The sequence below is a fragment of the Sinimarinibacterium thermocellulolyticum genome (genome assembly GCF_040327995.1).
Classification (GTDB): domain Bacteria; phylum Pseudomonadota; class Gammaproteobacteria; order Nevskiales; family Nevskiaceae; genus Solimonas; species Solimonas thermocellulolyticum.
In genome coordinates, this window is sequence record NZ_JBEPIJ010000028.1 from 1 (window position 1) to 21272 (window position 21272).

Annotated in this window: 17 protein-coding genes; 12 read left to right on the forward strand and 5 right to left on the reverse strand. The window is 63.2% G+C overall.

Annotated features, from left to right (window positions below):
• Positions 1–176 precede the first annotated feature (176 nt).
• Positions 177–497 (reverse strand): 2Fe-2S iron-sulfur cluster-binding protein, encoded by a 321-nt coding sequence (locus ABSH63_RS15070; RefSeq protein WP_352890852.1) that lies wholly within the window; start codon positions 495–497, stop codon positions 177–179.
• 154 nt (positions 498–651) lie between these two features.
• Here ABSH63_RS15070 and ABSH63_RS15075 point away from each other — a divergent pair, with 154 nt between their 5' ends.
• Both ABSH63_RS15075 and ABSH63_RS15080 read left to right on the forward strand, forming a co-directional pair.
• The gene (locus ABSH63_RS15075) at positions 652–1860 is read left to right on the forward strand and encodes a cytochrome P450 (RefSeq protein WP_352890854.1); all 1209 of its coding nucleotides are present in this window, start codon (positions 652–654) and stop codon (positions 1858–1860) included.
• Between the two features lie 4 nt (positions 1861–1864).
• Positions 1865–3016 carry an acyl-CoA dehydrogenase family protein gene (locus ABSH63_RS15080; protein ID WP_352890856.1) on the forward strand — a complete coding sequence of 384 codons (1152 nt, stop codon included), beginning with the start codon at positions 1865–1867 and terminating at the stop codon, positions 3014–3016.
• 79 nt (positions 3017–3095) lie between these two features.
• Here ABSH63_RS15080 and ABSH63_RS15085 read toward each other — a convergent pair whose 3' ends face one another.
• The 3 genes from ABSH63_RS15085 to ABSH63_RS15095 are packed head-to-tail and all read right to left on the reverse strand — an operon-like array spanning position 3096 to position 8758.
• Positions 3096–4316, reverse strand: coding sequence for an acyl-CoA dehydrogenase family protein (locus ABSH63_RS15085; RefSeq protein ID WP_352890857.1), 1221 nt, complete (start codon positions 4314–4316; stop codon positions 3096–3098).
• A 1-nt stretch (position 4317) separates the two neighbouring features.
• Positions 4318–6645, reverse strand: coding sequence for an enoyl-CoA hydratase-related protein (locus tag ABSH63_RS15090; protein WP_352890859.1), 2328 nt, complete (start codon positions 6643–6645; stop codon positions 4318–4320).
• On the reverse strand, positions 6638–8758 hold the full coding sequence (locus ABSH63_RS15095; RefSeq protein ID WP_352890861.1) for an acetate--CoA ligase family protein: 2121 nt from the start codon (positions 8756–8758) through the stop codon (positions 6638–6640). The genes ABSH63_RS15090 and ABSH63_RS15095 overlap by 8 nt, the downstream gene beginning before the upstream one ends.
• Positions 8759–8830: 72 nt before the next feature.
• On the opposite strand from ABSH63_RS15095, the gene ABSH63_RS15100 reads away from it, so the two are divergent.
• From ABSH63_RS15100 to ABSH63_RS15120, 5 genes are all read left to right on the forward strand, one after another.
• The gene (locus ABSH63_RS15100; RefSeq protein ID WP_352890863.1) at positions 8831–10030 is read left to right on the forward strand and encodes an aromatic ring-hydroxylating oxygenase subunit alpha; all 1200 of its coding nucleotides are present in this window, start codon (positions 8831–8833) and stop codon (positions 10028–10030) included.
• A gap of 217 nt (positions 10031–10247) precedes the next feature.
• The gene (locus ABSH63_RS15105) at positions 10248–11846 is read left to right on the forward strand and encodes a GMC family oxidoreductase (protein ID WP_352890865.1); all 1599 of its coding nucleotides are present in this window, start codon (positions 10248–10250) and stop codon (positions 11844–11846) included.
• Positions 11843–12847, forward strand: a complete 1005-nt coding sequence (locus tag ABSH63_RS15110) for a zinc-dependent alcohol dehydrogenase family protein (RefSeq protein ID WP_352890867.1) — start codon at positions 11843–11845, stop codon at positions 12845–12847. The genes ABSH63_RS15105 and ABSH63_RS15110 overlap by 4 nt, the downstream gene beginning before the upstream one ends.
• Positions 12844–13563, forward strand: coding sequence for an SDR family NAD(P)-dependent oxidoreductase (locus tag ABSH63_RS15115; protein ID WP_352890868.1), 720 nt, complete (start codon positions 12844–12846; stop codon positions 13561–13563). Before ABSH63_RS15110 ends, ABSH63_RS15115 begins: the two co-directional genes overlap by 4 nt.
• Positions 13564–13585: 22 nt before the next feature.
• Complete coding sequence (locus tag ABSH63_RS15120; protein WP_434223283.1) at positions 13586–15013, forward strand: aldehyde dehydrogenase family protein; 1428 nt, start codon at positions 13586–13588, stop codon at positions 15011–15013.
• A 15-nt stretch (positions 15014–15028) separates the two neighbouring features.
• On the opposite strand, the gene ABSH63_RS15125 is transcribed toward ABSH63_RS15120, so the two are convergent.
• Positions 15029–15757, reverse strand: a complete 729-nt coding sequence (locus ABSH63_RS15125) for a TetR/AcrR family transcriptional regulator (protein ID WP_352890872.1) — start codon at positions 15755–15757, stop codon at positions 15029–15031.
• A 168-nt stretch (positions 15758–15925) separates the two neighbouring features.
• Between ABSH63_RS15125 and ABSH63_RS15130 the strand changes: the two genes are divergently transcribed.
• The 5 genes from ABSH63_RS15130 (at position 15926) to ABSH63_RS15150 (ending at position 21135) form a co-directional block, all read left to right on the forward strand.
• Positions 15926–16351, forward strand: coding sequence for a Zn-ribbon domain-containing OB-fold protein (locus ABSH63_RS15130; protein ID WP_352890873.1), 426 nt, complete (start codon positions 15926–15928; stop codon positions 16349–16351).
• Positions 16348–17517, forward strand: a complete 1170-nt coding sequence (locus tag ABSH63_RS15135) for a thiolase C-terminal domain-containing protein (protein WP_352890874.1) — start codon at positions 16348–16350, stop codon at positions 17515–17517. Before ABSH63_RS15130 ends, ABSH63_RS15135 begins: the two co-directional genes overlap by 4 nt.
• Before the next feature lie 76 nt (positions 17518–17593).
• Positions 17594–19102, forward strand: coding sequence for a class I adenylate-forming enzyme family protein (locus tag ABSH63_RS15140; RefSeq protein ID WP_352890875.1), 1509 nt, complete (start codon positions 17594–17596; stop codon positions 19100–19102).
• 46 nt (positions 19103–19148) lie between these two features.
• Complete coding sequence (locus ABSH63_RS15145) at positions 19149–20282, forward strand: NAD(P)-dependent alcohol dehydrogenase (RefSeq protein WP_352890876.1); 1134 nt, start codon at positions 19149–19151, stop codon at positions 20280–20282.
• 31 nt (positions 20283–20313) lie between these two features.
• Positions 20314–21135 carry an enoyl-CoA hydratase/isomerase family protein gene (locus ABSH63_RS15150; RefSeq protein WP_352890877.1) on the forward strand — a complete coding sequence of 274 codons (822 nt, stop codon included), beginning with the start codon at positions 20314–20316 and terminating at the stop codon, positions 21133–21135.
• Positions 21136–21272: the final 137 nt, after the last annotated feature.

Below are 21272 nucleotides of genomic sequence, written 5' to 3' on the forward strand. Positions count from 1 at the left end.
CACGACTACAACCACGAGATCCCGCACGAGTCACTACGCGATCTCACGCCCGTCGAATACCGACTTCACCACCACCCCGAGACCTCTAGTAATCCGTGGCACTAAACTGGGGGAGGCGACAACAGCACGGCGAGGCCGCGAGATCGTGCGAGGTGTCCATGCGTTGACCGCTCGCGCTATCGCTGGTGATCCGGTAGTTCGACGCTCATCCCATCCAGTCGAGCGGTGAGCTTGATCTGGCAGGAGAGGCGCGCACGTGGATGAGGTGACGGAACGCAATCGAGTATCTGGGCTTCCATCTCGGACGGTGCTTCGAGGAGGTCGAACCAGGGTTTGCCGACGTAGACGTGGCAGGTGCCGCAGACCATGCATCCACCGCAGTCGGCGTCGATGCCTTCCACATTCGCACCTTTGGCGGCCTCCATCAGCGAAATGCCATCGGCGGCTTCGACGATGCGGTCCGGGCGATTGGGATGCGTGAAAACGACTCTAATCATGTTTGATCCAAATCCTTAGCCTGAATGATAGGATTTTCTGACGTGGTTTGCCGTTAGCCATAAATCTAATGCTATTCCATTTATGATGCCAGCACGATAAATTAACGCCAAGGCGGGCAAGCGCTGAGGGCACGCGGACGATCGAGGGATCAGCATGAATACAGGCACGGTGCAGTACATTCCCGATCATGTGGCACCGGATCGGGTGTTTGAGTTCGACATCTACAACGACGCCCAGCTACTCCGGGATCTGCACGCAGGATACGCACGGCTGCACGAGGAAGCGCCGCCGGTGTTCTATACGCCAGCCAATGGCGGGCACTGGGTCGTGATCAGTCAGGACATCATCACGGAGATCGTCAAGGACACCGAACATTTTTCCACCCGGATCCTACAGATCCCGCCGGTGCCGGATGCGCCGTTGCTGATTCCTCTGAATCTCGACCCTCCGGAACACACGCAGTATCGGATGATCCTCGCACCCTTCTTCGGGCCGAAGTCGGTCGCGACGATGGATGCAGAGCTCAAGGCTTTTTGCACGGAGGTGGTTGGCAAGATCGCCGGTAAGGGACGGTGCGACTTCGTTCGGGACGTCGCCGCTCCATTCCCGGTGACTGTGTTCATGCGCATGATGGGCTTGCCGATCGATCGTTTCGACGAATTTCGTGATCTGGCCGAACGGTTCTTTAAGGCACGCGCGGAAGATGTACCGCCGATCTCTCAGAAGATCATCGGTGTGCTTGCCGAGCTCCTGCAGGCGCGCATGCAGAATCCGACGCAGGGCGAGAAGCGAGACATCATCGATCATTTGGTCGATGCGAAGATCGACGGCCAGCCGGTTGCCTTCGACAAACTGATTTCCGCCTGCTTTCTGCTGTTTCTGGGGGGGCTAGACACGGTGACCAATGCACTGAGCTTCGGCTGCCGCTACCTGGCGACTAGGCCTGATTTGCAACGGCGCATACGCGAGGATCTGAGCTTGGTGACCCCGTTCGTTGAGGAGTCGCTGCGGCTGTTCGGTGTGGTGAACACCCCCCGGGTCGTGGTCAAGGACTGCGATCGCTTTGGCGTGCGATTTCGCGAGGGAGACATGCTCCTCAACTGCCTGCCAGCGGCCGGCTGGGATCCCAGCAAGAACGATAAAGCCTCACAGTTCGACATCGATCGCAAGAACCGGACCCTGATCACTTTCTCGACCGGGCCTCATCTTTGCATCGGACATTTCTTGGCACGTTCGGAGATGCGGACCATGTTTACCGAATGGATCAGGCAGGTTGGAGAGTTCCGACTCGCCGACGGCTATGCGCCCACCTATCGCGCCGGCATGGTGATGTCGCTGGAGTCGCTGCCCCTGCGCTGGTAGCCGCATGGATTTCTCACTGACCCCCGAGCAAACGCTGCTGCAGCAGAATCTGCAGGCGTTTCTCGACCGCGAATACGGAGCCGACGTACGTTCGGCGACCTCGCGCAGCGGTGCCGCTTGGGACCGGATGTTTTGGCGACGTCTCGCAGTTGAGCTTGGGCTGCTCGGCCTCGTCGTGCCAGAGAATGCCGGTGGTATCGGCGGCGGCGCCGTCGAAGTCATGCTGGTAATGCAAGCTTTTGGTTCGACCCTAGTGGTCGAGCCTTTTCTGGAGAGCGCTGTGCAGGCCACCGGATTGCTGCGGCGTATCGGAGGTACGACTGTCGATGCCTTGTTGGCGTCGATGGCCCGCGGCGAGCGGGTAGTAGTCGTCGCATGGAATGAATCCGCCGATGGTTCCGATCCTGCGCTGGTTTCGTGCGCTGCGCATCTCGAGGACGGCATCTGGCGGCTCACTGGGCACAAGATCGGTGTCGCCGCAGCGCCATGGGCCGACTGGTTCGTTGTGAGTGCGCGTACGTCCGGAGGTGATCGCGATTTTCAGGGAATTTCGTTGTTCCTGATCGATGCGCGGGCCCCTGGTCTGCAACGGAAATCGTATGCGACGATCGATGGCCGCTGGTCGTCGGACCTCTATTTAGAGGGGGCGGCGGCTGAATTACTCGGCGTTGCAGGGCAGGCCGCGCCCTTGCTCGCGCAGATGTTCGATGAGGCGATTGCGGCGCTCGCAGCCGAAGGTCTGGGAATCATTTGGAGGATGCTCGACGAAACGGTCGAGTACACGCGCCAGCGGCGTCAGTTCGGGCAGGCGTTGGCGAACTTCCAGGCGCTCCAGCACCGTATGGTCGACATGCTGCTCCAGTGCGAAATGGCGCAATGTGCGGTGCTGCGCGCAACTCTGTCGCTGGCCGCGTCCGAGGCGGAACGTGCACACGCCTGTTCCGCCGCGAAGGTGGCCATCGCCCGAGCCTGCCGATTCGTCGGACAGAATGCGGTGCAGCTGCATGGTGCCATCGGGATGACCAACGAGCTGCCGCTGGGCGCTTATTTCAAACGGGCAACGGTGATTGAGCGGGAATTAGGCGGCGTCGACGCGCACCTGGTGCGGCTGGCACGTCACGAGCAAGCGCAGGCGGCACATCGCGAGGGCCATTGACCGGTGCAGCCCCAAGCGCCTGGGGGATAGGAAGCTCACAGTCGCAGTCGCCGCGGGATCTATCATCCCAGGTCGTCGGCTAGAGACGCAGTGCAGTTTTCACCAGGATATTGCGCTGGATCTCGTTGGTGCCGGCGTAAATGCTGCCTGCCCGATCGTTGAGGTAGCGCAATGGAGCCAGCGATGCGACTGTCGGTCCGGCGACGTGGTCGGGGTTATGGGGAAGATGGATCGCGCCGCCCGGTCGTCCAGCGTGCGGTTGGTACGCTTGTGCGTAGACCCCTGCAGCATCCATTGCGAGTTCGGTGATCTGCTGGCTGATCTCCGTGCCGAGGATTTTCATGACCGAGGCGGCGTTGCCAGGGGAAGTGCCGCTGCTGAGCGCAGACATCGTGCGCAGCTCGTAGATCTCGAGCGTCGACACGCGGACTCGCGCTTCTGCGAGTCGCGCGGCAAACAGCGGCTGGTCGAGCAATGTCCCGCCATCGACCGGAACTTGCGCTGCGAAGTTGCGCAGCTCATCGAGGCGCGCATGCAGCTCGGGCGTGTAAGCGACCCCACTGCGCTCGTACTCCAGCAGGTACTTGGCGACGGTCCAGCCCCGGCCGATACCGCCGACCACCTGCGATTTGGGCACGCGGACTTGATCGAAGAAGACCTGGTTCTGGATGTGCTCGCCGCTGAACATCACGATCGGTCGGACCGAAACTCCGGGCGTGCGCATATCGATCAGCAGGAAGCTAATGCCTTGCTGCGGACGGCCTTCGCGGGAGGTGCGAGCCAGGCAGAACATCCAGTCCGCTGTGTGTGCATGCGTGGTCCAGATCTTGGAGCCGCTACAAACCAGTTCGTCGCCCATATCAATCGCAGACATCTGCAACGACGCCAGGTCTGACCCCGACTCGGGCTCAGAATATCCCTGACACCATCGGTGCTCGCCATAGAGCAGTGGGGGGAGGAACCGGCGCTTCTGTTCTTTGCTGCCAAAGGCGATCAAGGCGGGACCAATCGTGTGCAGGCTGAACGGCGCCGGGGGCGCGCCTGCGGCAACCCGCTCACGGGCAAAGATGTAACGCTGTAGCGGCGTCCATTCGCAGCCGCCGTAGGCTTTTGGCCATGAGGGCGCACCCCAGCCGTGCTGCGCGAGAATGCGTTGCCATTGAAGACAGGCTGTATCGTCCGCGTATACGCTGGTCATCAGACGACCGGCGCGGCGAAGCTCGGGCGTCAGCTTGTGCTCGAGGAAACGACGCACCTCGTCGCGGAAGCGGAGGTCTGCGGTACTCCAGTTCAGATCCACACTACTCTCCCTTCCATCGGGCTGCGCGCTTCTGGGCAAAGGCCAGCGGGCCTTCGCGGAAGTCTGTTGACTTGAACAGGGCGCGCACCGCCGGGTAGCGCAATTGGTGGACGATCGCCTCGGCAGTGCTTGATTCGGTCATGCCTCTGCGCACGATCTCTTTGGATGCCTGAATCGACATCGGACTGCAGGCTAAGATGTCGGACGCCCAGCGCCGAGCCTCCACCATCAGCGCATCCGGTGAGGTCACCTGGTTGACGAAGCCCAGCGCAAACCCCTCTTCGGCAGACACGACGCGCGCGGAGAGGATCATGCCCATCGCGCGTTTCAGGCCGATCTGCTGGGGCAAACGCAGTAAGCCGCCTTCAAGTGCGGCCAAGCCAACCTTGGGTTCCGGCAAGCCGAACGTGGCTTTACTCGATGCGAGGATTAGATCGCAGGCGAGCGCGATCTCGAAGCCACCGCCCAAGGCGGCACCGTTGACTGCGGCGATCACCGGTTTGTTCAAGTCGAAACGACGCGTGAGCCCGCCGATGCCGGACAAGGGGTGCACGAAAGGCTCGCCTCGCGCCATTGCCCTCGCAGTGAACTTCAGATCGTTGCCGGAGCAGAACGCACGATCGCCGGCGCCGGTCAGGATGGCGACCCATTGATCGGGATCGGATGCAAAGTCGTCGAAGATCTCGGCCAGTTCCGCGCTTGCGGCCGGGTGCAGTGCATTCAGGGTTTCGGGCCGGTTGATGGTCACGACGGTCAGTCGCCCTTCGCGCTCGACTAGGGCGTAGCGCTTGGGCAGCCGGCGGCGATCGCGCTTGGGCCCCGGCTCCCAGACCGGAAGACCGAAGGGGTCGATACGGACCTGCCCCTCGCTGCCGATCGGATTGCGTCCCATCGAGGTTAGCAGCGCCATGCCGGCTTCATCGTCCGGTGCCACTTTAGCCATCGTGCGGCGACCATCCGGCGTACGCAGAACGACGATCCCGTGCAGCGGCAGGCCATCGCGCGCGTAGATGACCGTGTAGGTCTCGATGCTTGCGGGTCCGCTGTAGCGATCGACCACCTCCGGTGCAGGACCGCGTGCCGCGTCGGCCTGGGCCTGCACCGAATGCTCGGCTGCGAGTGGTGAAGGCGGCGGCTGCATGCCGATGATCAGCGTATGATGTTTGTAGACATAGCCGCCTTGCCCGTAGAGTAGTCCTGGCTGGGCTGGCCCTTTGCGTAAGGCGCGCACCATCGCGCAGACCGCATGCGTCATATAGTTGTTGAGCGGGCCACCGAAAAATGTCAGACCGCCCGTAACCGTGGGTTCGATCGAGTCGGGATCCAGCGCCAGCTCACGCAGCGCCATTTTGGGCACGACCGGGAAACAGCTGTAAAGCTCGAGCTTGCCGAACACCAATGCGCTGCCGCCGACGATCTCCGTGGCTCTCCTCAATACGGCTGCCTGCGCAGCGCTGCGATCGTAACGATCACGCTTGAGGTAATCCTCGGATTCACATGCGGATGCGCCGCCCCAAATGTGGACGAGGTTGCGCTCGTCGACACCCGATTTGCGTGCAAAAGCTAGGCTGGTCAAGATGACTGCAGCAGCCTGGTTCACGTTCGGGTTAGCAACCATCAGCTTTGGATAGGGCCAGGCGATCAGGCGGTTGTTCGCGTCGACGGTGCGAATCTGCTCCGCAGACGGCGCCTCGCGAATCCATGCGAACGGGTTGTCGGCCGCGACTCTTGCGTAACGCGCCCACAGGCGAGCAGACTCGTCGAGCGCGGTGGCCGGAGACTGTCCCCAAGTGTGTTGCGCTGCGTTTTCGTAAAGCGGGTAGATGTGAGCCGGATCGATCACGCCGAGTTGCTGGGCAACCGGACTCACCTCGAAGCGACTCGACGCAAACTGGGCGGCTTCTTCCTTCGGTGGTAGCGGTGTCCAGGGCAGGGTCAGGTTGCGCTTGCGAGCATTGATTCGGGCATGCATGGCCTCACCGCCGACGATGGCTGCGCACTGCAACTCGCCGCGTGCGATGCGCAGGGCCGCCTCATGAATCAGGCGCACCGGTGTTTCGCCGCCCATGCTGGCATTGCTGACTGCCTGCGGCTGGATATCGAGACGGCCGCACAGCTCGCGTACAGGGTCGCGGTAACGCCAGCTGATCAAACCCACCAGGTCGAGTGACTCGATACGCCTCAACAGCTGGCCGCCCGCGTCTGCGTCGGCGGCTTTGAGCGCGAGGGCCATCAGTGCGAGCGGCTCAAGTGCCTGCGCGAGATCCTGAGGCCGATCGATGTGCTCGCCGATACCGACGATGACGGGAATACGCGAGGGATCATTCATGGTCATCTGCCCAGATTGCCACACCATCCAGCGCTTCCACCTGTGCGCCAATCGCCAGCAGTGGATTGACTTCCAGCGACACCAGGTCCGGCCCTAGCGCGAGAGCGGCATCGCCAATCGCGGCGACTACACGCGCGGCCACATCGCGATCGACGGCCGGTGCGCCGCGAAAGCCATCGAGCAGAGCTTTGCCGCGCAGCTCGTCGAACATTTCCCGCACATCCCCCGGGGTCACCGGCAGCAGGCGTAGGCTCGTGTCCTTGAGCGCCTCAACGAATATGCCGCCGAGTCCGATGGTAATCGCAGGGCCCCATTGCGGATCGCGCAAGGTGCCGACGAACAGCTCGACGCCACGATCGCGCATCGGTGACACGATCACACCGTCGATCCTGGCGTCCGGACGGCGACGGCGCACCTTTTCAAGCATGGTGTCGAACGCAGCAGCCACTGCTTCATCGCCGCACAGATTCAGTGCCACACCTCCAACTTCGGTTTTGTGCGGGATATCGGGTGACGCGATCTTCAGCACCACGGCGGTCTGCATCGCGCGCGCAGCGGCCACCGCGCCCGCGGCATCGACGACCACCTTTGCCGGGATCACCGGAACTCCGTGTGCAGCGAGGTGGTCCAGTACCTCGCGCTCGCTTCGGGGTCGAGCCGTGACCCTGTCGGGCGCGCACCGTGGGGAACGCGATGGGCGTCGGGCCCGTCGAAAAGCATGACCCAGTGCAGAGAGGCAGTGGCGGACACCGCCGCCAGAGTACGGTGCGCCGAGCTGGTCGGTCATCGAGCGGGCCTCGCCGCTGACGCCGGTGAAGGTGTGACTCATCATCAGACACGGCTTGCTGGTGCGCTGGAAACCAGCACCCACCTGGCTGATGAAGCGCTGCGCGAATCCGCGCTCATCCGCTTTTAGCGGGGCGTCGAAGACAAAGCCGACGGCGCCGACATGGTCGTCCGCACTGATCACATCGACCGCCCGCACGATCAGCTCGGGCTCCAGCATCGCAGCGCCCGTCAAATCCAGCGGATTCGTCGGTCTTGCCATCGGCGGTAGCACGTCCCGCAGTCGTGCGATCGTCGTCTCCGACAGCTTGGCTAGAGGAACGCCGTCGTCCTCGGCCTGATCGGTGGCGATCTCACAGATGCCGCCGGACATTGCGATCAGCGCGAGGCCCGAACCTGCTCCGGGCAGTCTGATCCGTCCGAGCACGTCAGCAGTCACAATGAGCTCTTCGAGCGAGTGCACGCGTGCCATCTTCAGCTCTCGACACAACGCATCGAACACTCGGTCGTTTCCAACCAAAGAGCCGGTATGCGCCTGTGCGGCTTTTGCGGTCGCTTCGCTGGTGCCGACTTTTAATACGACGATGGCCTTGCCTGCGTCGTTTGCGGCACGCACTGCATCGCGAAAGGCCTGCGGCTGCCGCACCGACTCGAGGAACAGCGCGATTGCGCGCGGCTCCGGCTGAGCGGCGAGATAGGCGATCGTGTCGGCAACCGTGACGTCAGCCTCGTTGCCAGTCGAAATCATGTGGGTCAATCCGACCCGCTGCTGGTAGGCGAACTGTTCGAGCTGGCTGGCAAGCGCGCCGCTCTGTGAGACGATGGCGACGTTGCCGCCGGGCATCGGGCGGCGCAGCGGCGTCGTCCAGATGGCGGTGCGGCTGCTGAAATTGGCAAAGCCGAGACAGTTCGGTCCGATGATTCGGATGCCGGCCTCGCGCCCGATCTCCGCGAGCCGGTGTTGACGTTCGGCGCCCTCCTCGCCGGTTTCGGCAAATCCAGCGGACAAGATCACAGCGCCGCCAACGCCAGCCGCGCGCAGGTCGGCAAAGACCTCCGGCATCGCCTGAACCGGCACCATTAGTAGCGCTGCGTCCACCGGCTGGCCGATCGCGGTGCAAGAGGTAAAAGCTGGACGGCCGAAGATCGTTCCCCCTTTGGGATTGACGAGGTGGACCGGACCGTCGAAATCGAAGCGTTTGAGGTTATCGACTGCGGCCACCGACCAGATCGAGCGCTCGGTGGCCCCCACCAGCGCAATCGAACGGGGATTGAACAGCCGGTCCAGCGAACTTCGCACCACCGTCGTCGTCGAGAGCTCAGTCACTGCGGGAGTCTCCGTTCTGATCTGTGAGCGGAACTTGACGTTCCCAAAATATCTAATACGATAAGATAAACGATGCAGCGCAACAAGTGGTGCAGGACAACCAACGGGGTGGTCATGCAGGCAGTCGATAAGGCCATGAAGGCCTCGAGCGGACAGTTCCAGGCGGCGAAACACCTGACCTCGCCAGCCATGTCCGTCATTGAGCCGGTGACGACGCAGGTCGAGACGTCGGTCTATCTGGATCCGGAGATGTTCGCGCGGGAGCGCGAACGGATCTTCGGCGTGTTGCCGGTGCCGGTGCTGCTCGCACAGCAACTGGCGGTGCCGGGGAGCTACACTGCCATTGAACTGGCCGGGCGTCCCGTGATCGTCGCGCGCGGCATGGACGGTGCGGTGCGTGCCTTTCTCAATGCGTGCCGTCATCGTGGCACCCGTCTGGTGGCCTGCGGTGAAGCGGCGACCGGCCTGAAGCTGACGTGCCCCTATCATGCCTGGACCTACAACCTCGAAGGCAAGCTGATCGGGGTACCGCGCGAGGAATGCTTCATCAATCTGCGAAAAGACTCGCTCGGCCTCAAGGCGCTCCCGAGTCGCGAGGTCGCAGGCCTAATCTGGGTCAGTCTCGATCCTTCAGCCAAGCTCGATGACGCGGCCATCGGCGAGGAGTTGATCGACGATTTCGATGCGATCGCTCTGGGCCAAATGCGGCTTTATCGAACGCAGGAGTATCTGGTCAAGGCCAACTGGAAACTGGTGACCGACGCGTTTCTCGAGGGTTATCACGTGACCCGCCTGCACGCGAAGACTCTTGCGCGGTTCTTCGTCGACGCACCGCAGATGATCGAACGCATCGGTCAACACCTGCGACAGTCGTCGGGGAGTCGCAAGGGGTTTTGCGCGGAGCACGTTAGCGAGAACTGGCCGGAGTTGCGCAAGTCGGTGGTCTACGCCTACATCGTCTTCCCCGGTGTCGTTGTCGTGACCAGCCCGGTTTATGTCAGCGTGATGTTCCTGACCCCGGAATCTTTGGATCGTACGCGGATTCAATACGTGATGTTGGTGGAGCCCGGCACTGCGGACGCAAAGATGGAGGACGTTTACGAGCGTTCGTTCCGCCTGATGGCAGATGCTTTCGGCAACGAAGACTTCAAGGCCGCCGAACTGTGCCAGGAGGGGTTGCGCGCTGGAGCGATCGATCGGGTGCTGCTCGGCGGCATGGAGCAGGGAGTACGTCGCTTCCATGACGTGGTCGAGGAGTACGTCGGCACGTGATCCGCACACTGAGGGTGTTAAGCAATGACACCTTGCCAGCGCGGCAATTCCGGTACATGCCCGAATTGGGCGAACGCGAATCAAGCCACCAGGGGCTCGATTCGCGCCAGGCAATCCCTGGCCGGCGTGAGAGCTTGAACGTATACGAGCTCGCCGCCGACATCCGACGGAGGACGGTGCATGACGGCTCCATCCGCAACTGTTCAAGGAGGAGGCGGTGGACAAGGCTGATTACATAATCGTCGGCGCAGGCGCAGCCGGCTGTGTTCTGGCCAATCGACTGAGTGAGGACCCTTCGGTCTCGGTTCTCCTGCTCGAAGCCGGCCCCCCGCATCGGCATCCGTTCATCACGATGCCCAAAGGTCTGGGCAAAATTCTGTTCAACTCCCGATACGTCTGGGCCAATCCCACCGAGCCCGAAGCTGCGACCAACGACCAACCCGAGCATTGGCTGCGCGGCAAGGTTCTGGGCGGGTCCACCTCCGTCAACGGGATGATGTACGTGCGCGGTCAGCCAGCCGATTTCGATGCGCTGGCGGCGCAGACCAGCGCGGACTGGTCATGGACGCGCATCGCAGAGGCCTATCGGGCGATCGAAAATCACGAACTGGGGCCCGCGCCAACACGCGGGGCGTCCGGCCCGCTGCGCGTCACGATGCCACCAGTCCGCGATCGTCTGTCCGAGGCGATGATCGAAGCTGGCGTGGCGATGGGCCTGCGTCGCAAACAGGATCCGAACGATCCCGACGACAGCGAAAGCATTGGTTACGCTGCGCGCACCATCGACAGTGGCCGACGGGTGAGCGCCGCCACCGCGTTCATCGATCCGATACGCGGGCGGCCGAATCTGCATATACGCACCGGTGTGACGGTGTCGCGTGTGCGTATCGCAAACGCACGGGCCACCGGCGTCGAAGTGCTCTGCGATGGTCGGTCAAGCTCCGTGCATGCCGAGCGTGAGGTGATTCTCTGCGGCGGCGCTTTGGCATCACCGGCATTGTTGCAGCGTTCGGGTATCGGGGATGCCCGGATGCTCGAAGCGCTGGGAATCGCGGTGGTCGCAGATCGTCCGCAGGTCGGGCGCAATCTGTCCGAGCATCGTGGCATTTTGATGCAGTGGAAGCTGCGCGCCAATCTGTCGCAGAACGCCGAGTTTTCGGGGTTGAATCTGCTGAAGAACACGGCGCAATACTACCTGAGCCGGAGCGGGCCCATGGCGGCCGCGACCTATGAGGTGGTGGCGTACCTCAAGAGTCGTGCGGAAGTCGAGCGGCCCGATCTGCAGTTTCTGTTGGCGCCGTACAGCTTTGATTTCAAGAGTCAGCGGCAGAAACTCGAACCATTCCCGGGGATGCACACGGTTGCCTATCCACTGCGTCCAACGTCGCGCGGTGAGGTCCAAGTCGTTTCGGCCGACCCTTCAGTCGGTTCGAGGATTCGCCCGAACTTCCGCAGCACCGCCGAGGATCGAAGGATGATGGTCGATTTGGTCAAGGTTGCTCGTCGCTTTGCGACGCAGCCTCCGCTCAAGGAGCTCATCGAGAGGGAGACCTATCCGGGGGAGGATCAGCAGACCGACGAGCAGATACTCGCTGCCTTCGACCGCTGGGGTACCTGCGGCTATCACGCCGTGGGTACGTGCCGCATGGGGAAGGACCCGGACAGCGTGGTCGATCCGATGCTTCGCGTGCGCGGCGTTTCACATCTGCGGGTGATTGACACCTCGGTCATGCCGCAGATTCCGGCCGGCAATACGCAGGCGCCCACGATGGCAATGGCCTGGATTGCAGCCGAGCTGATCCGGAGCGGCGCATGAAGCACATGGTTCTGCACCCTCCGGCCGGACTCGATGCACTGAGACTGCAACACTGTGCAATCCCAGAACCGGGACCCGGCCAGGTGCGCGTGCGTTGGCATGCATCGTCGCTGAACTTCCACGATTTTTGTGTGGTGACCGGCGTGCTCCCGGTCGCGTCCCCTCGGGTACCGTTGTCCGATGGCGCCGGTGTGGTAGATGCGGTCGGTCCCGGTGTCGACGACTGGAAGGTGGGCGATCGCGTTCTGAGCCTATTCTTCCCGAAGTGGCATGAAGGGCCGCCGCGTGTCTCGCACGTGCGGCAGATGACGGGCGACACCATCGACGGTTGCGCCGCTCAGTACTCGGTGGTCGATGCTGCCGCGCTCACCCCCATGCCTAGCGGATGGAGCTTTGCCGAAGCGGCGACGCTGCCGTGTGCCGCGCTGACCAGTTGGCGCGCACTGATGAGCGTCTGCCGGGTGAAGCCCGGTGATCGGGTGCTCGTCGAGGGAACCGGCGGCATGGCGCTCGCCGCGCTACAGATCGCCAAGATGGCCGGCGCCGAGGTATACGCCACCTCGTCGTCCGATGTGAAACTGGAACGGCTCCGCGCGATCGGGGCAGACCACGTCATTAACTACCGGGAAGATCCGGAATGGGGGGCGACCGTCGCACGGCTGTCGGGTGGCGGCGTCGAGCATGTACTGGATAGCGGCGGCCGAGCCACTCTCGCCCAATCGATCCGCGCCGCCGCCGTGGGCGGCAACGTCGTCGTCATCGGTGTGCTCGGTGGCGTGGATGTACAGCTCGATTTGCTGGCGCTAATCGGCGCACAGGTCCGTCTGCAGGCGATTGCCGTTGGGCATCGACGCGAGCAGATCGAGATGGTGCGCGCCTTCGAGCGTTCTGGTGTGCGGCCGGTGCTCGATCGCAGCTTCGCGCTCGAGGCACTCGCCCATGCATTCCGCTACCAGGCCAGCGGCCGACATGTCGGAAAGATCATCGTGGAGATCGAATGATCCGTTTCGACTTCACCGGCAAGACGGTTCTGGTGACCGGTGGCGCGCAGGGCATCGGACTTGCCATTGCGTCGGCCTTTGCCGATGCCGGAGCACGGGTGCACATCACCGGGACTCGGCGGAATGCCTCGGACTACGACGCCGATTTGCGGCGCTTCGACTATCACGCTCTGGATCTACGCCAGCCGACGTCGCGTGCAACGCTCGTCGAAGCATTTGGCGAGCTCGACGTGCTTGTCGGCAATGCTGCCCACGTGGGCAGCGAGGAGTACGGTATCGATGGTTTTTGCGAAACGATCGAGGCCAATCTCAACGGCGCGGCCGATCTGTGCTTTCGCTTCCACCCGTATTTGAAGCGACGCCATGGCTGTGTGGTCATGATCGGATCGGTCGCGAGCTTCATTTCCTTGCGTCGCACACCGGCCTACACCGCGAGCAAGGCGGGTCTGCTCGGGCTTGCGCGTGTGCTGGCCGATCAGTGGGCACATGACGGTGTGCGCGTCAACGTGGTTGCTCCCGGTTTCGTCGAGACGCGTATGACCCAATGGGCGCGCGAGAGTGAGGCGGCCTATCGAGCCCTGTTGAAAACGCTGCCGGCGAGACGCTTCGGCCGTCCGGAGGAAATCGCCCCGGCCGTGCTGTTCCTGGCGTCGCCGGAAGCGTCGTACATCACCGGACAGTCCCTCGCCATCGATGGCGGCCTGCTTCTACGCTGAATCCGGCATCCACTTCGGAGAAATGACGATGAGCACAACGCCCTATCTAATGACCATCAATGGCCGCGGCGTCGCAACGCCCGACAGCATCCGGGTCGTCAATCCCGCGAATGGTCAGGTCTTCGAGCGGGCTCCGCGCGCGATGACAGAGCATCTCGACGCCGCAGTCGATGCGGCGCGCGCCGCATTTCCGCGCTGGAGGGCGACTTCGCTGGAACAACGCCAGGCTTTGCTCGCAAGCTGCGCGGCAAAGATTGAGGAGCACGCCGACGAGCTGACAGCACTGTTCACGCGCGAGCACGGGCGGCCGCTGGCGCAGGCGCGCGAGGAGATCCTCGGTGCGGCCGGCTGGCTCAAGGCCAGCAGGTATCTGAAGGTTCCTGTGGATGTGACCGAGGACAGCAAGACGCGCAGGGTCGAGGTCCATCACGAGCCGCTCGGCGTCGTCTGCGCTATCGTGCCATGGAACTTTCCGGTGTTGCTTGCGGCATGGAAAATCATGCCGGCACTGCTCGCGGGCAACACGATGGTGCTCAAGCCGTCTCCGTTCACGCCGCTGTGCACGTTGCGCATCGGCGCTTTGCTCGGCGAGGTGCTGCCACCCGGTGTGCTAAACGTGATCTGCGGTGGTGACGAGCTGGGGCCCATGATGACGGCCCATCCGGGATTCGCGAAGATCACCTTCACGGGCTCGACGAAGACCGGCAAGCGTGTGATGGAGGCGGCTGCGCGTGACCTCAAGCGTGTGACCCTTGAACTGGGAGGCAACGACGCCTGCATCGTGATGCCGGATGTCAACCTCGACGAGGTTGCCGAAAGCCTGTTCTTCGGCGCGTTCTACAACACCGCCCAGGTCTGTGTCGCAACCAAGCGCCTTTACATCCATGAGTCGATCTACGACGCGCTGCGCGATCGTCTGCACGCGATCGCCAGGAAGACGAAGGTGGGAGATGGCACCGAGGCCGACACTGTTTTCGGGCCCGTGCAGAATCGCCTGCAGTATCGACGCGTGATGGATCTGTTGGGCGATGCGCGCGCCAACGGGCTCAAGCTACTCGAAGGTGCTCCAGTACCGCAGGGGGACGGTTACTTCATTCCGCTGACGCTGGTCGACAATCCACCAGATGACTCGCGCGTGGTCGTCGAAGAAGCGTTTGGTCCGGTGTTGCCACTATTGAAGTTTCGTGACGTCGACGAGGTCGTCGAGCGCGCCAATCGTACGGAGTATGGTCTTGCGGGCGCTGTGTGGTCGGCCGACGTCGAGCAGGCCAAGGCCATCGCCCATCGTTTGGATACGGGCACCGTCTGGATCAATCAGAACCTTCAGTCGACCCCATTCACGCCGTTGGCGGGTCACAAACAGTCCGGATTCGGCGTCGAAAACGGCGTGGCCGGACTCCTTGAGTTTACCGTGCCCAAGGCAATCTTTATCCCCAAGCGAGCGGACTGAGGCCGGCGATGCAACTCAGACGCGAGCCGGCTTCTTGCGGCTCGGTGGCCTGCGTGTGGCGCGTCTCGGGCTGTCTGCGGTGCGCTGGTGTGTCGCCTTCCCTACCTTGGCCTCGGACATCCGGGGCGCCGGTGCGTGGGTCTGCCTGGTGATCCCAAAGCCATCGAGAAATCGACTCAGCGTTTCGACGAACGCAGATTCTTGATCGAGGCGGTTCGAGCGGACGGCTTCAGCAAGATGGGGCAGCTTCTCTCGGTCGAAGCTTGGCATCGGTTCGATGCCCTGCGCCCGGCATGCCGCCTCGAACAGCGCCGAGCCGAAGGTCAGTCGTTCGAGACCTTCGATCAGGATCATGCGCTGCTCGACTGGAAGTGGACAGGTCGAGATCCAGTGATTGTAGGCGCCCAGTAGCAAATGTCGTGGAAAGAATTGCAGCAACAGTGGCGCGGCATTGGGATGCTGGAGGATCGAGCGGCGAGTCGCCAGATTAAGCTCGATGATCGCATCGCGCCACTCGTGGGTTTCGGGCTTCGGCAGCTTGACGTCAAGCAGGAGTAGGCGGGCGACCTCGGATAGGATCTCGGCCTTCGACTTGAAGTGATAGTACAGAGAAGGCGCTTTGACGCCCATCCGCTGCGCAACCAGTTCGAGACTCAGTGCGTCCAGGCCATGGACGTCAATGACGCCGAGTGCGGCGCGGGCGGCGCGCTCGCGCGAGATCAGCTGCTTTCCGGGTCTACCCAAAGCGAACTCCAGTAGAGGAACGACGGTACCGAGAGCCGCCGCAGGATAGCAGCGGGAGCATGTGACTGGGGACTACTTGTGCGGTCTCAGTCATAAAACTATTATCGTTCGATAAATGCCGCCCCCGTCCGGGGCCTCACGAGCATCGGAGGGGGCAGGAGGCGTGCGATGACGATGGTAGAGCGCGAGATCACCGGAGCCGACGGTCCCTACTGGAAGGGCCTCGCGCAGGGACAGCTGCAACTTCCGCGCTGTCGCCGATGCAGGGCTTGGCATTGGCCAGCGGTCTTCCGCTGCGGCCATTGCGGCGCTTGGGATATCGATTGGGCGCCTGTCCGCGCGGAGGGGGAAATCTACAGTTGGACGCGCACGCATCACGGTTTCGCCGGCACGGAAGGGATCGGTGTGCCGTACGTTTCGGTCGTCGTGAGCTTGCCGCACGCCGGTGGTCGACGGCTGCTTGGCCTGCTCGCCGGCAGCGACAGCGGCTTGCGCGTTGGCGCATGGGTGCGAGGACGGATTGCGACGACGCGCGTCGGGGCCGTCGATGTCCCGGCATTGCATTGGTCCATGGTAGACGGGGCGGCGGGATGAGCGCGGGCGTCTGCTTGGCCGGTCGAACGGCGATCGCTGGCATCGGGCTGCGGCAGTACAAGCGCGGCGAGTCGCCCTACCCAGAGCGCGGCGTGCTGGTGCGGGCCATCGTCGATGCCTGCGAGGATGCAGGCTTCGATCCCGCGGATATCGATGGTTTCGTTTCGTACGGAGATGACCGCAACGAACCGGTACGCCTTATGTCGGACCTCGGCACTCGCGAGCTCTGCCTGTCGACGCAGGTCTGGGGCGGCGGGGGCGGTGGCATTGCCGGTGCCTTCGGTCTGGCCGCTTCGGCGATCCTGACCGGGCAGGCGAGCGCGGTCGTGATCTTTCGTGCACTCGTGCAGGGCAATAGCGGTCGCCTCTCGGGTGCGGTGATGGCCCATCACCTCAATGATCACCTTCGCGCTGCCGGTCTGGTCTCTCCGGCGCAGCCCTGCGCGCTGCGTGCGCAAAGGATGTTCGAATATCACAAGGTCCCTCTGCGTGTGTGCGAGGAGCTGGTCCGGGCGTCGTACTACCACGGCGCGCGGAATCCGAATGCCGTCAGTTTCGGAAAGGAGCTCGACCTTGAGCAATACCGCAGCGCGCGGTGGATCGCCGAGCCCTTTCGCTTGTTCGACTGTTCTCGCGAGAACGACGGCGCCGGGGCCTTACTGATGGTTTCCTCCGAGCGGGCGCGCGACCTGCGTAAGGCGCCGGTCTATCTGCTCGGCGTCGCGAGCGGATCAGCGCGGGGCTGGGGCGATCTGCTCGAGAACGACGAGGACTATGCCTCGGCCGGCTTTCGGCCCATTGCCCGACGCCTGTGGCAACAGACCGGTCTTCAACCTTTGGATATCGACGTCGTACAGCTATACGAGAACTTCAGCGCGCAGGGTGTGGCCTCGCTCATCGACCATGGCTTCTGCACCTACGAAAACGTTACGGAGGTCGTGCGCTTCGAAAACCTGATCGCGCCATCTGGCGGGCTCCCGATCAACACGGCTGGGGGGAATCTCGCGGAGGGCTTTATTCACGGTATCGGCATGGCCATCGAGGCCGTGCGTCAGTTGCGGGGCGAATCGAGCAACCCGGTTCCCGGCGCACGGTATTGCCTACTCGCCGGCGGGCCCGGTGCACCGACGGTCAGCTCTGCCGTATTCAGCAATGAGCGCGTCTGAGCGAGGCGGACATGCCGCAAGCACTCGCGGCGGACGTCAGTATCGACACTACGATTGAGCAAGAGGAGTCGGAACTATGGCACAGACCCTGAGCAGTGCGCTTAGTTGGTGGGCGAAGGAAACCCCTGACAGCCGTGCGTTGGTAATCGGCGACGATTTCGTCAGCTATTCTGAACTGGATGCCTGGGCGAGCCAGGTTGCGGTTTCGCTGATCGAACGGGGTGTGCGGCATGGCGATCGCGTCGGCACGATTGGCGGCACCACGTTGGCGCATTGCGCGTTGATGCTGGGTACGATCCGCGCCGGAGCCATCGTCTCCCCCTTGAGCACCCGCTTGACGCCGCGCGAGGTCATCGAGTTCTACGAGCGTACGTGCCCCAAGTGCGTCTTCGTCGACCCCGACCAGGCCGAACGCCATGCCCAGATCGAAGAGGTGGCCGGCCCGCGCATCGCAATGGAAACAATCCTGGCATTGCGCGGCCGCCGGGCGGTGGAGCAGACCTGGGACTGCGCGCCGGATGATGCAGTGGGCATCATCGCGACCTCGGGTTCCACGGCAAGGCCCAAGGGCGTCGTCCTAACCCATCGCTCGATGCTCAGCTACGCAATGGAGTTTGCGATCGAAGAGCCATTTTCGGGTCCGGGCTCGCGTGCGCTCGCATTGTCGCCACTCAGCACATCGGCCGGCTTCGTGCAGCTCATGGAATTCATTGCGCTGGGTGCGACGCTCCGTTTCGAGTCGGTGTTCGATCCGCAGCGGGCGCTCAAGCTGCTGGTCTCGGAGCGCATCAACATGTTCCAAGGCGTACCGCTCTTCTTCGAGCGTATCGCCGCGTGCCCGGACTTCGAGCACGCCGATCTCTCTGCACTGACCTACACCAGCGTCGGCGGTGCGCCGGTGCCGCGCAAGCTGCTGGACGTTTGGATGAAAAAGGGTTGTCTGCTGCGTCAGATCTATGGACAAACCGAGGCAGGCGGTGCCATCAGCATCATGACCAAGGCCGACGCGGCCAAATATCCGGAAAAGGCCGGGCGGGGCGGCATGTTCACCGAGATCCGCATCATCGATGACAACGGGAAGTTCCTCGGCCCAAACCAGCCGGGGCAGATTGTCATCCGTGGTCCGTCGGTGATGCAGGGCTACTGGGGCGATCCGGAGAATACGGCCAAGACCCTGGTGGACGGCTGGCTGCGTACCGGCGATCTCGGCAGTATCGACGAGCATGGGTACTTGACCTTTATCGACCGGCTCAAAGACATCATCATCAGCGGCGGCCTGAACATTTCGGCGGCAGAGGTCGAGCGTGTCGTCGCCGAGTTCCCGGGGGTGCACGAGGTCGCGGTGATCGGTGCGAAGGACGAAAAGTTCGGTGAAACGCCGCTGGCCGTTGTCCACGCCGAGTTGTCGCTCGACATTCCAGCACTGATCGATCATTGCAATCGATATCTCGCCGACTACAAGGTGCCGCGATACGTCGAGATCGAAGCCGAACCGCTGCCCCGACTGGCAACAGGAAAGCTCGCCAAGCCCGCGATTCGCGAGAAGTACTTGCCGAAACTCGCATCCCTTAAGCGCGTTCGCTGACACCGATACGTGATGTCCACGCTGTGAGCCTGCCAAGCGAACGGACATGAATCCACAGTCGGTGATCGAACCGAACCGCCAGCGCATCCTGGCCGCAGTCGCCCGGGGTGAGGCAGCGCCGTTCGCCATCGAATCCCTGGAACTCGACGCGCCTCGACGCGACGAGGTCCTCGTCCGGATCGTCGGCGTGGGTTTGTGTCATACGGATTTGGTCGGCGCCGCAGGAGAACTGCCTATTGCGCTGCCGGCCGTCTTCGGCCACGAAGGGGCAGGTATTGTTGAGGCTGTCGGCGCCGGTGTTCCCGATTTCTCGCGCGGCGACGCGGTCGTCATCAGCTTTCGATCCTGTGGTCGCTGCCGGCGCTGCGGCACCCACGAGCCTGCCTACTGCCTCGAAGGCGCTGGGCTTAACTACGCCGGTCGGCGCCCGGATGGCAGCGCAACGCACTTTGACGCGGACGGCCCGATCGCCGCAAGTTTCTTCGGTCAGTCCTCCTTCGCGACCCACAGCCTGGCCTACGCCGACAACCTCGTACGCCTGCCGCCAGAGATGCCGGTGGAGATCGCAGGGCCTCTGGGCTGCAGCGTGCAGACCGGCGTCGGCGCGGTGCTGCGATCGCTGGATTGCCGGCCCGGCAGCGCGTTGCTGGTGCTCGGTGGCGGCGCGGTCGGGCTGTCCTCAGTGATCGGTGCAGCCCATCGAGGCTGCAGTCGGATCTGCGTGGTGGAGCCGCACGCCGCACGACGGGAACTCGCACTTGAACTCGGCGCGACCGAAGTCGCCGACCCGTCAAGCGATCCATCGCTCAAGTCACTTCGCAAAGGTGGCGGATTCGACTACGCCATTGATACGACGGGGCGCCCGGATGTGCTCAACGCGGCAGCGCGGCTGCTCGACAGTCGCGGCAGCTTCGGATTTCTCGCGATCCCGAGTCCCGAACATAGCGCGGCACCGCTGCCGGCGAATCTGAGCCAGCTGATGTACCGCGGCCTGAACTTCCGCGGCATTCTCGAGGGCGACAGCGAGCCACAGCAATTCATCCCGGAGTTGTGTCGGCTGTACGCCGAGGGGCGCTTGCCGTTCGACCGCATGATCCGGCGGTACTCCCTGGCGCAGATCAATGAGGCCATCGCTGATCAGGCCCAGGGGCGGTGCGTCAAGGCGGTTCTGAACCCGTAAGCCTGAGTACGGAAACCTGCGGAAGATATCCATGGAACGCGATGACGTCCTGGTCGAGCGGTGCCGAGAGGGGCAGGTCGCGGTGCTGCGCCTGAATCGACCGCACGCGCTCAACGCGCTGCGCCACGATACAGTGCGGCGACTGTATCGGTTGATCGATGAACTGGCCGCGGATGACGCCGTGCGCGTGGTCATCCTGACCGGCGCGGGGCGCGGCTTCTGCGCCGGCTGGGATCTCAAGAGTCCGCTGACCGATGCGCAGGGCAGGGCACTTGAACGGGCCGCAGGCGTGAGCGACTACATGCGCGGGCAAGAACTGTTCGCTGGCATGGTCAAGCGTCTTCGCAACCTCGACAAGGTGGTCATCGCCGCCATCAACGGTGTCGTCGTGGGGGCCGGCTTTGCGTTGACACTCGCCGCCGACATTCGTCTTGCCTCCTCTTCCGCCAAGTTCCACATTGGTGCCGTGCGCATTGGCCTGACCGCCGGCGAATGTGGCATCAGCTACCACCTGCCTCGGCTGATCGGGGCGTCGCGCGCCTTCGAGCTGATGCTGACCGGACGACCGTTTGACGCGGCGGCGGCCGAGCAGATGGGGCTGGTGTCCGCGGTCGTCGACGACCCGGAGCTGCTCGAACGGAGCTTGAGCCTCGCCGATGAGGTGCTCGCCAACAGCCCTTATGCGACGCGCCATACAAAGCAATTGATGTGGGCCAACCTCGCTGCGCCGAGCCTCGACGCTGCTCTGGAACTGGAGAACCGCGCGCAGGTGATCGCGTTGATGACCGAGGACTTTGCCGAAGCATCGGCTGCGTTCGCGGCCAAGCGCGCGCCGCACTATGTCGGGCGATAGGAAGGGTAATTCCCAAGCAAACCGGACCAAATCTGAGAGGATTTGGTCATGAAGCGATGTCCCGGATGTGCAGGTTGTCGGCACTATCGCCTGGGGGATGGACGTCTGAAGTGCCGCGCCTGCGGGCTGCGTTTCAC

Coding starts and splice junctions, on each gene's coding strand:
- ABSH63_RS15070 (WP_352890852.1), bottom strand. CDS start 497: ATGATTAGAGTCGTTTTCACGCATCCCAATCGCCCGGACCGCATCGTC.
- ABSH63_RS15075 (WP_352890854.1), top strand. CDS start 652: ATGAATACAGGCACGGTGCAGTACATTCCCGATCATGTGGCACCGGAT.
- ABSH63_RS15080 (WP_352890856.1), top strand. CDS start 1,865: ATGGATTTCTCACTGACCCCCGAGCAAACGCTGCTGCAGCAGAATCTG.
- ABSH63_RS15090 (WP_352890859.1), bottom strand. CDS start 6,645: ATGAATGATCCCTCGCGTATTCCCGTCATCGTCGGTATCGGCGAGCAC.
- ABSH63_RS15100 (WP_352890863.1), top strand. CDS start 8,831: ATGCAGCGCAACAAGTGGTGCAGGACAACCAACGGGGTGGTCATGCAG.
- ABSH63_RS15110 (WP_352890867.1), top strand. CDS start 11,843: ATGAAGCACATGGTTCTGCACCCTCCGGCCGGACTCGATGCACTGAGA.
- ABSH63_RS15115 (WP_352890868.1), top strand. CDS start 12,844: ATGATCCGTTTCGACTTCACCGGCAAGACGGTTCTGGTGACCGGTGGC.
- ABSH63_RS15120 (WP_434223283.1), top strand. CDS start 13,586: ATGACGATGAGCACAACGCCCTATCTAATGACCATCAATGGCCGCGGC.
- ABSH63_RS15130 (WP_352890873.1), top strand. CDS start 15,926: ATGACGATGGTAGAGCGCGAGATCACCGGAGCCGACGGTCCCTACTGG.
- ABSH63_RS15135 (WP_352890874.1), top strand. CDS start 16,348: ATGAGCGCGGGCGTCTGCTTGGCCGGTCGAACGGCGATCGCTGGCATC.
- ABSH63_RS15140 (WP_352890875.1), top strand. CDS start 17,594: ATGGCACAGACCCTGAGCAGTGCGCTTAGTTGGTGGGCGAAGGAAACC.
- ABSH63_RS15145 (WP_352890876.1), top strand. CDS start 19,149: ATGAATCCACAGTCGGTGATCGAACCGAACCGCCAGCGCATCCTGGCC.
- ABSH63_RS15150 (WP_352890877.1), top strand. CDS start 20,314: ATGGAACGCGATGACGTCCTGGTCGAGCGGTGCCGAGAGGGGCAGGTC.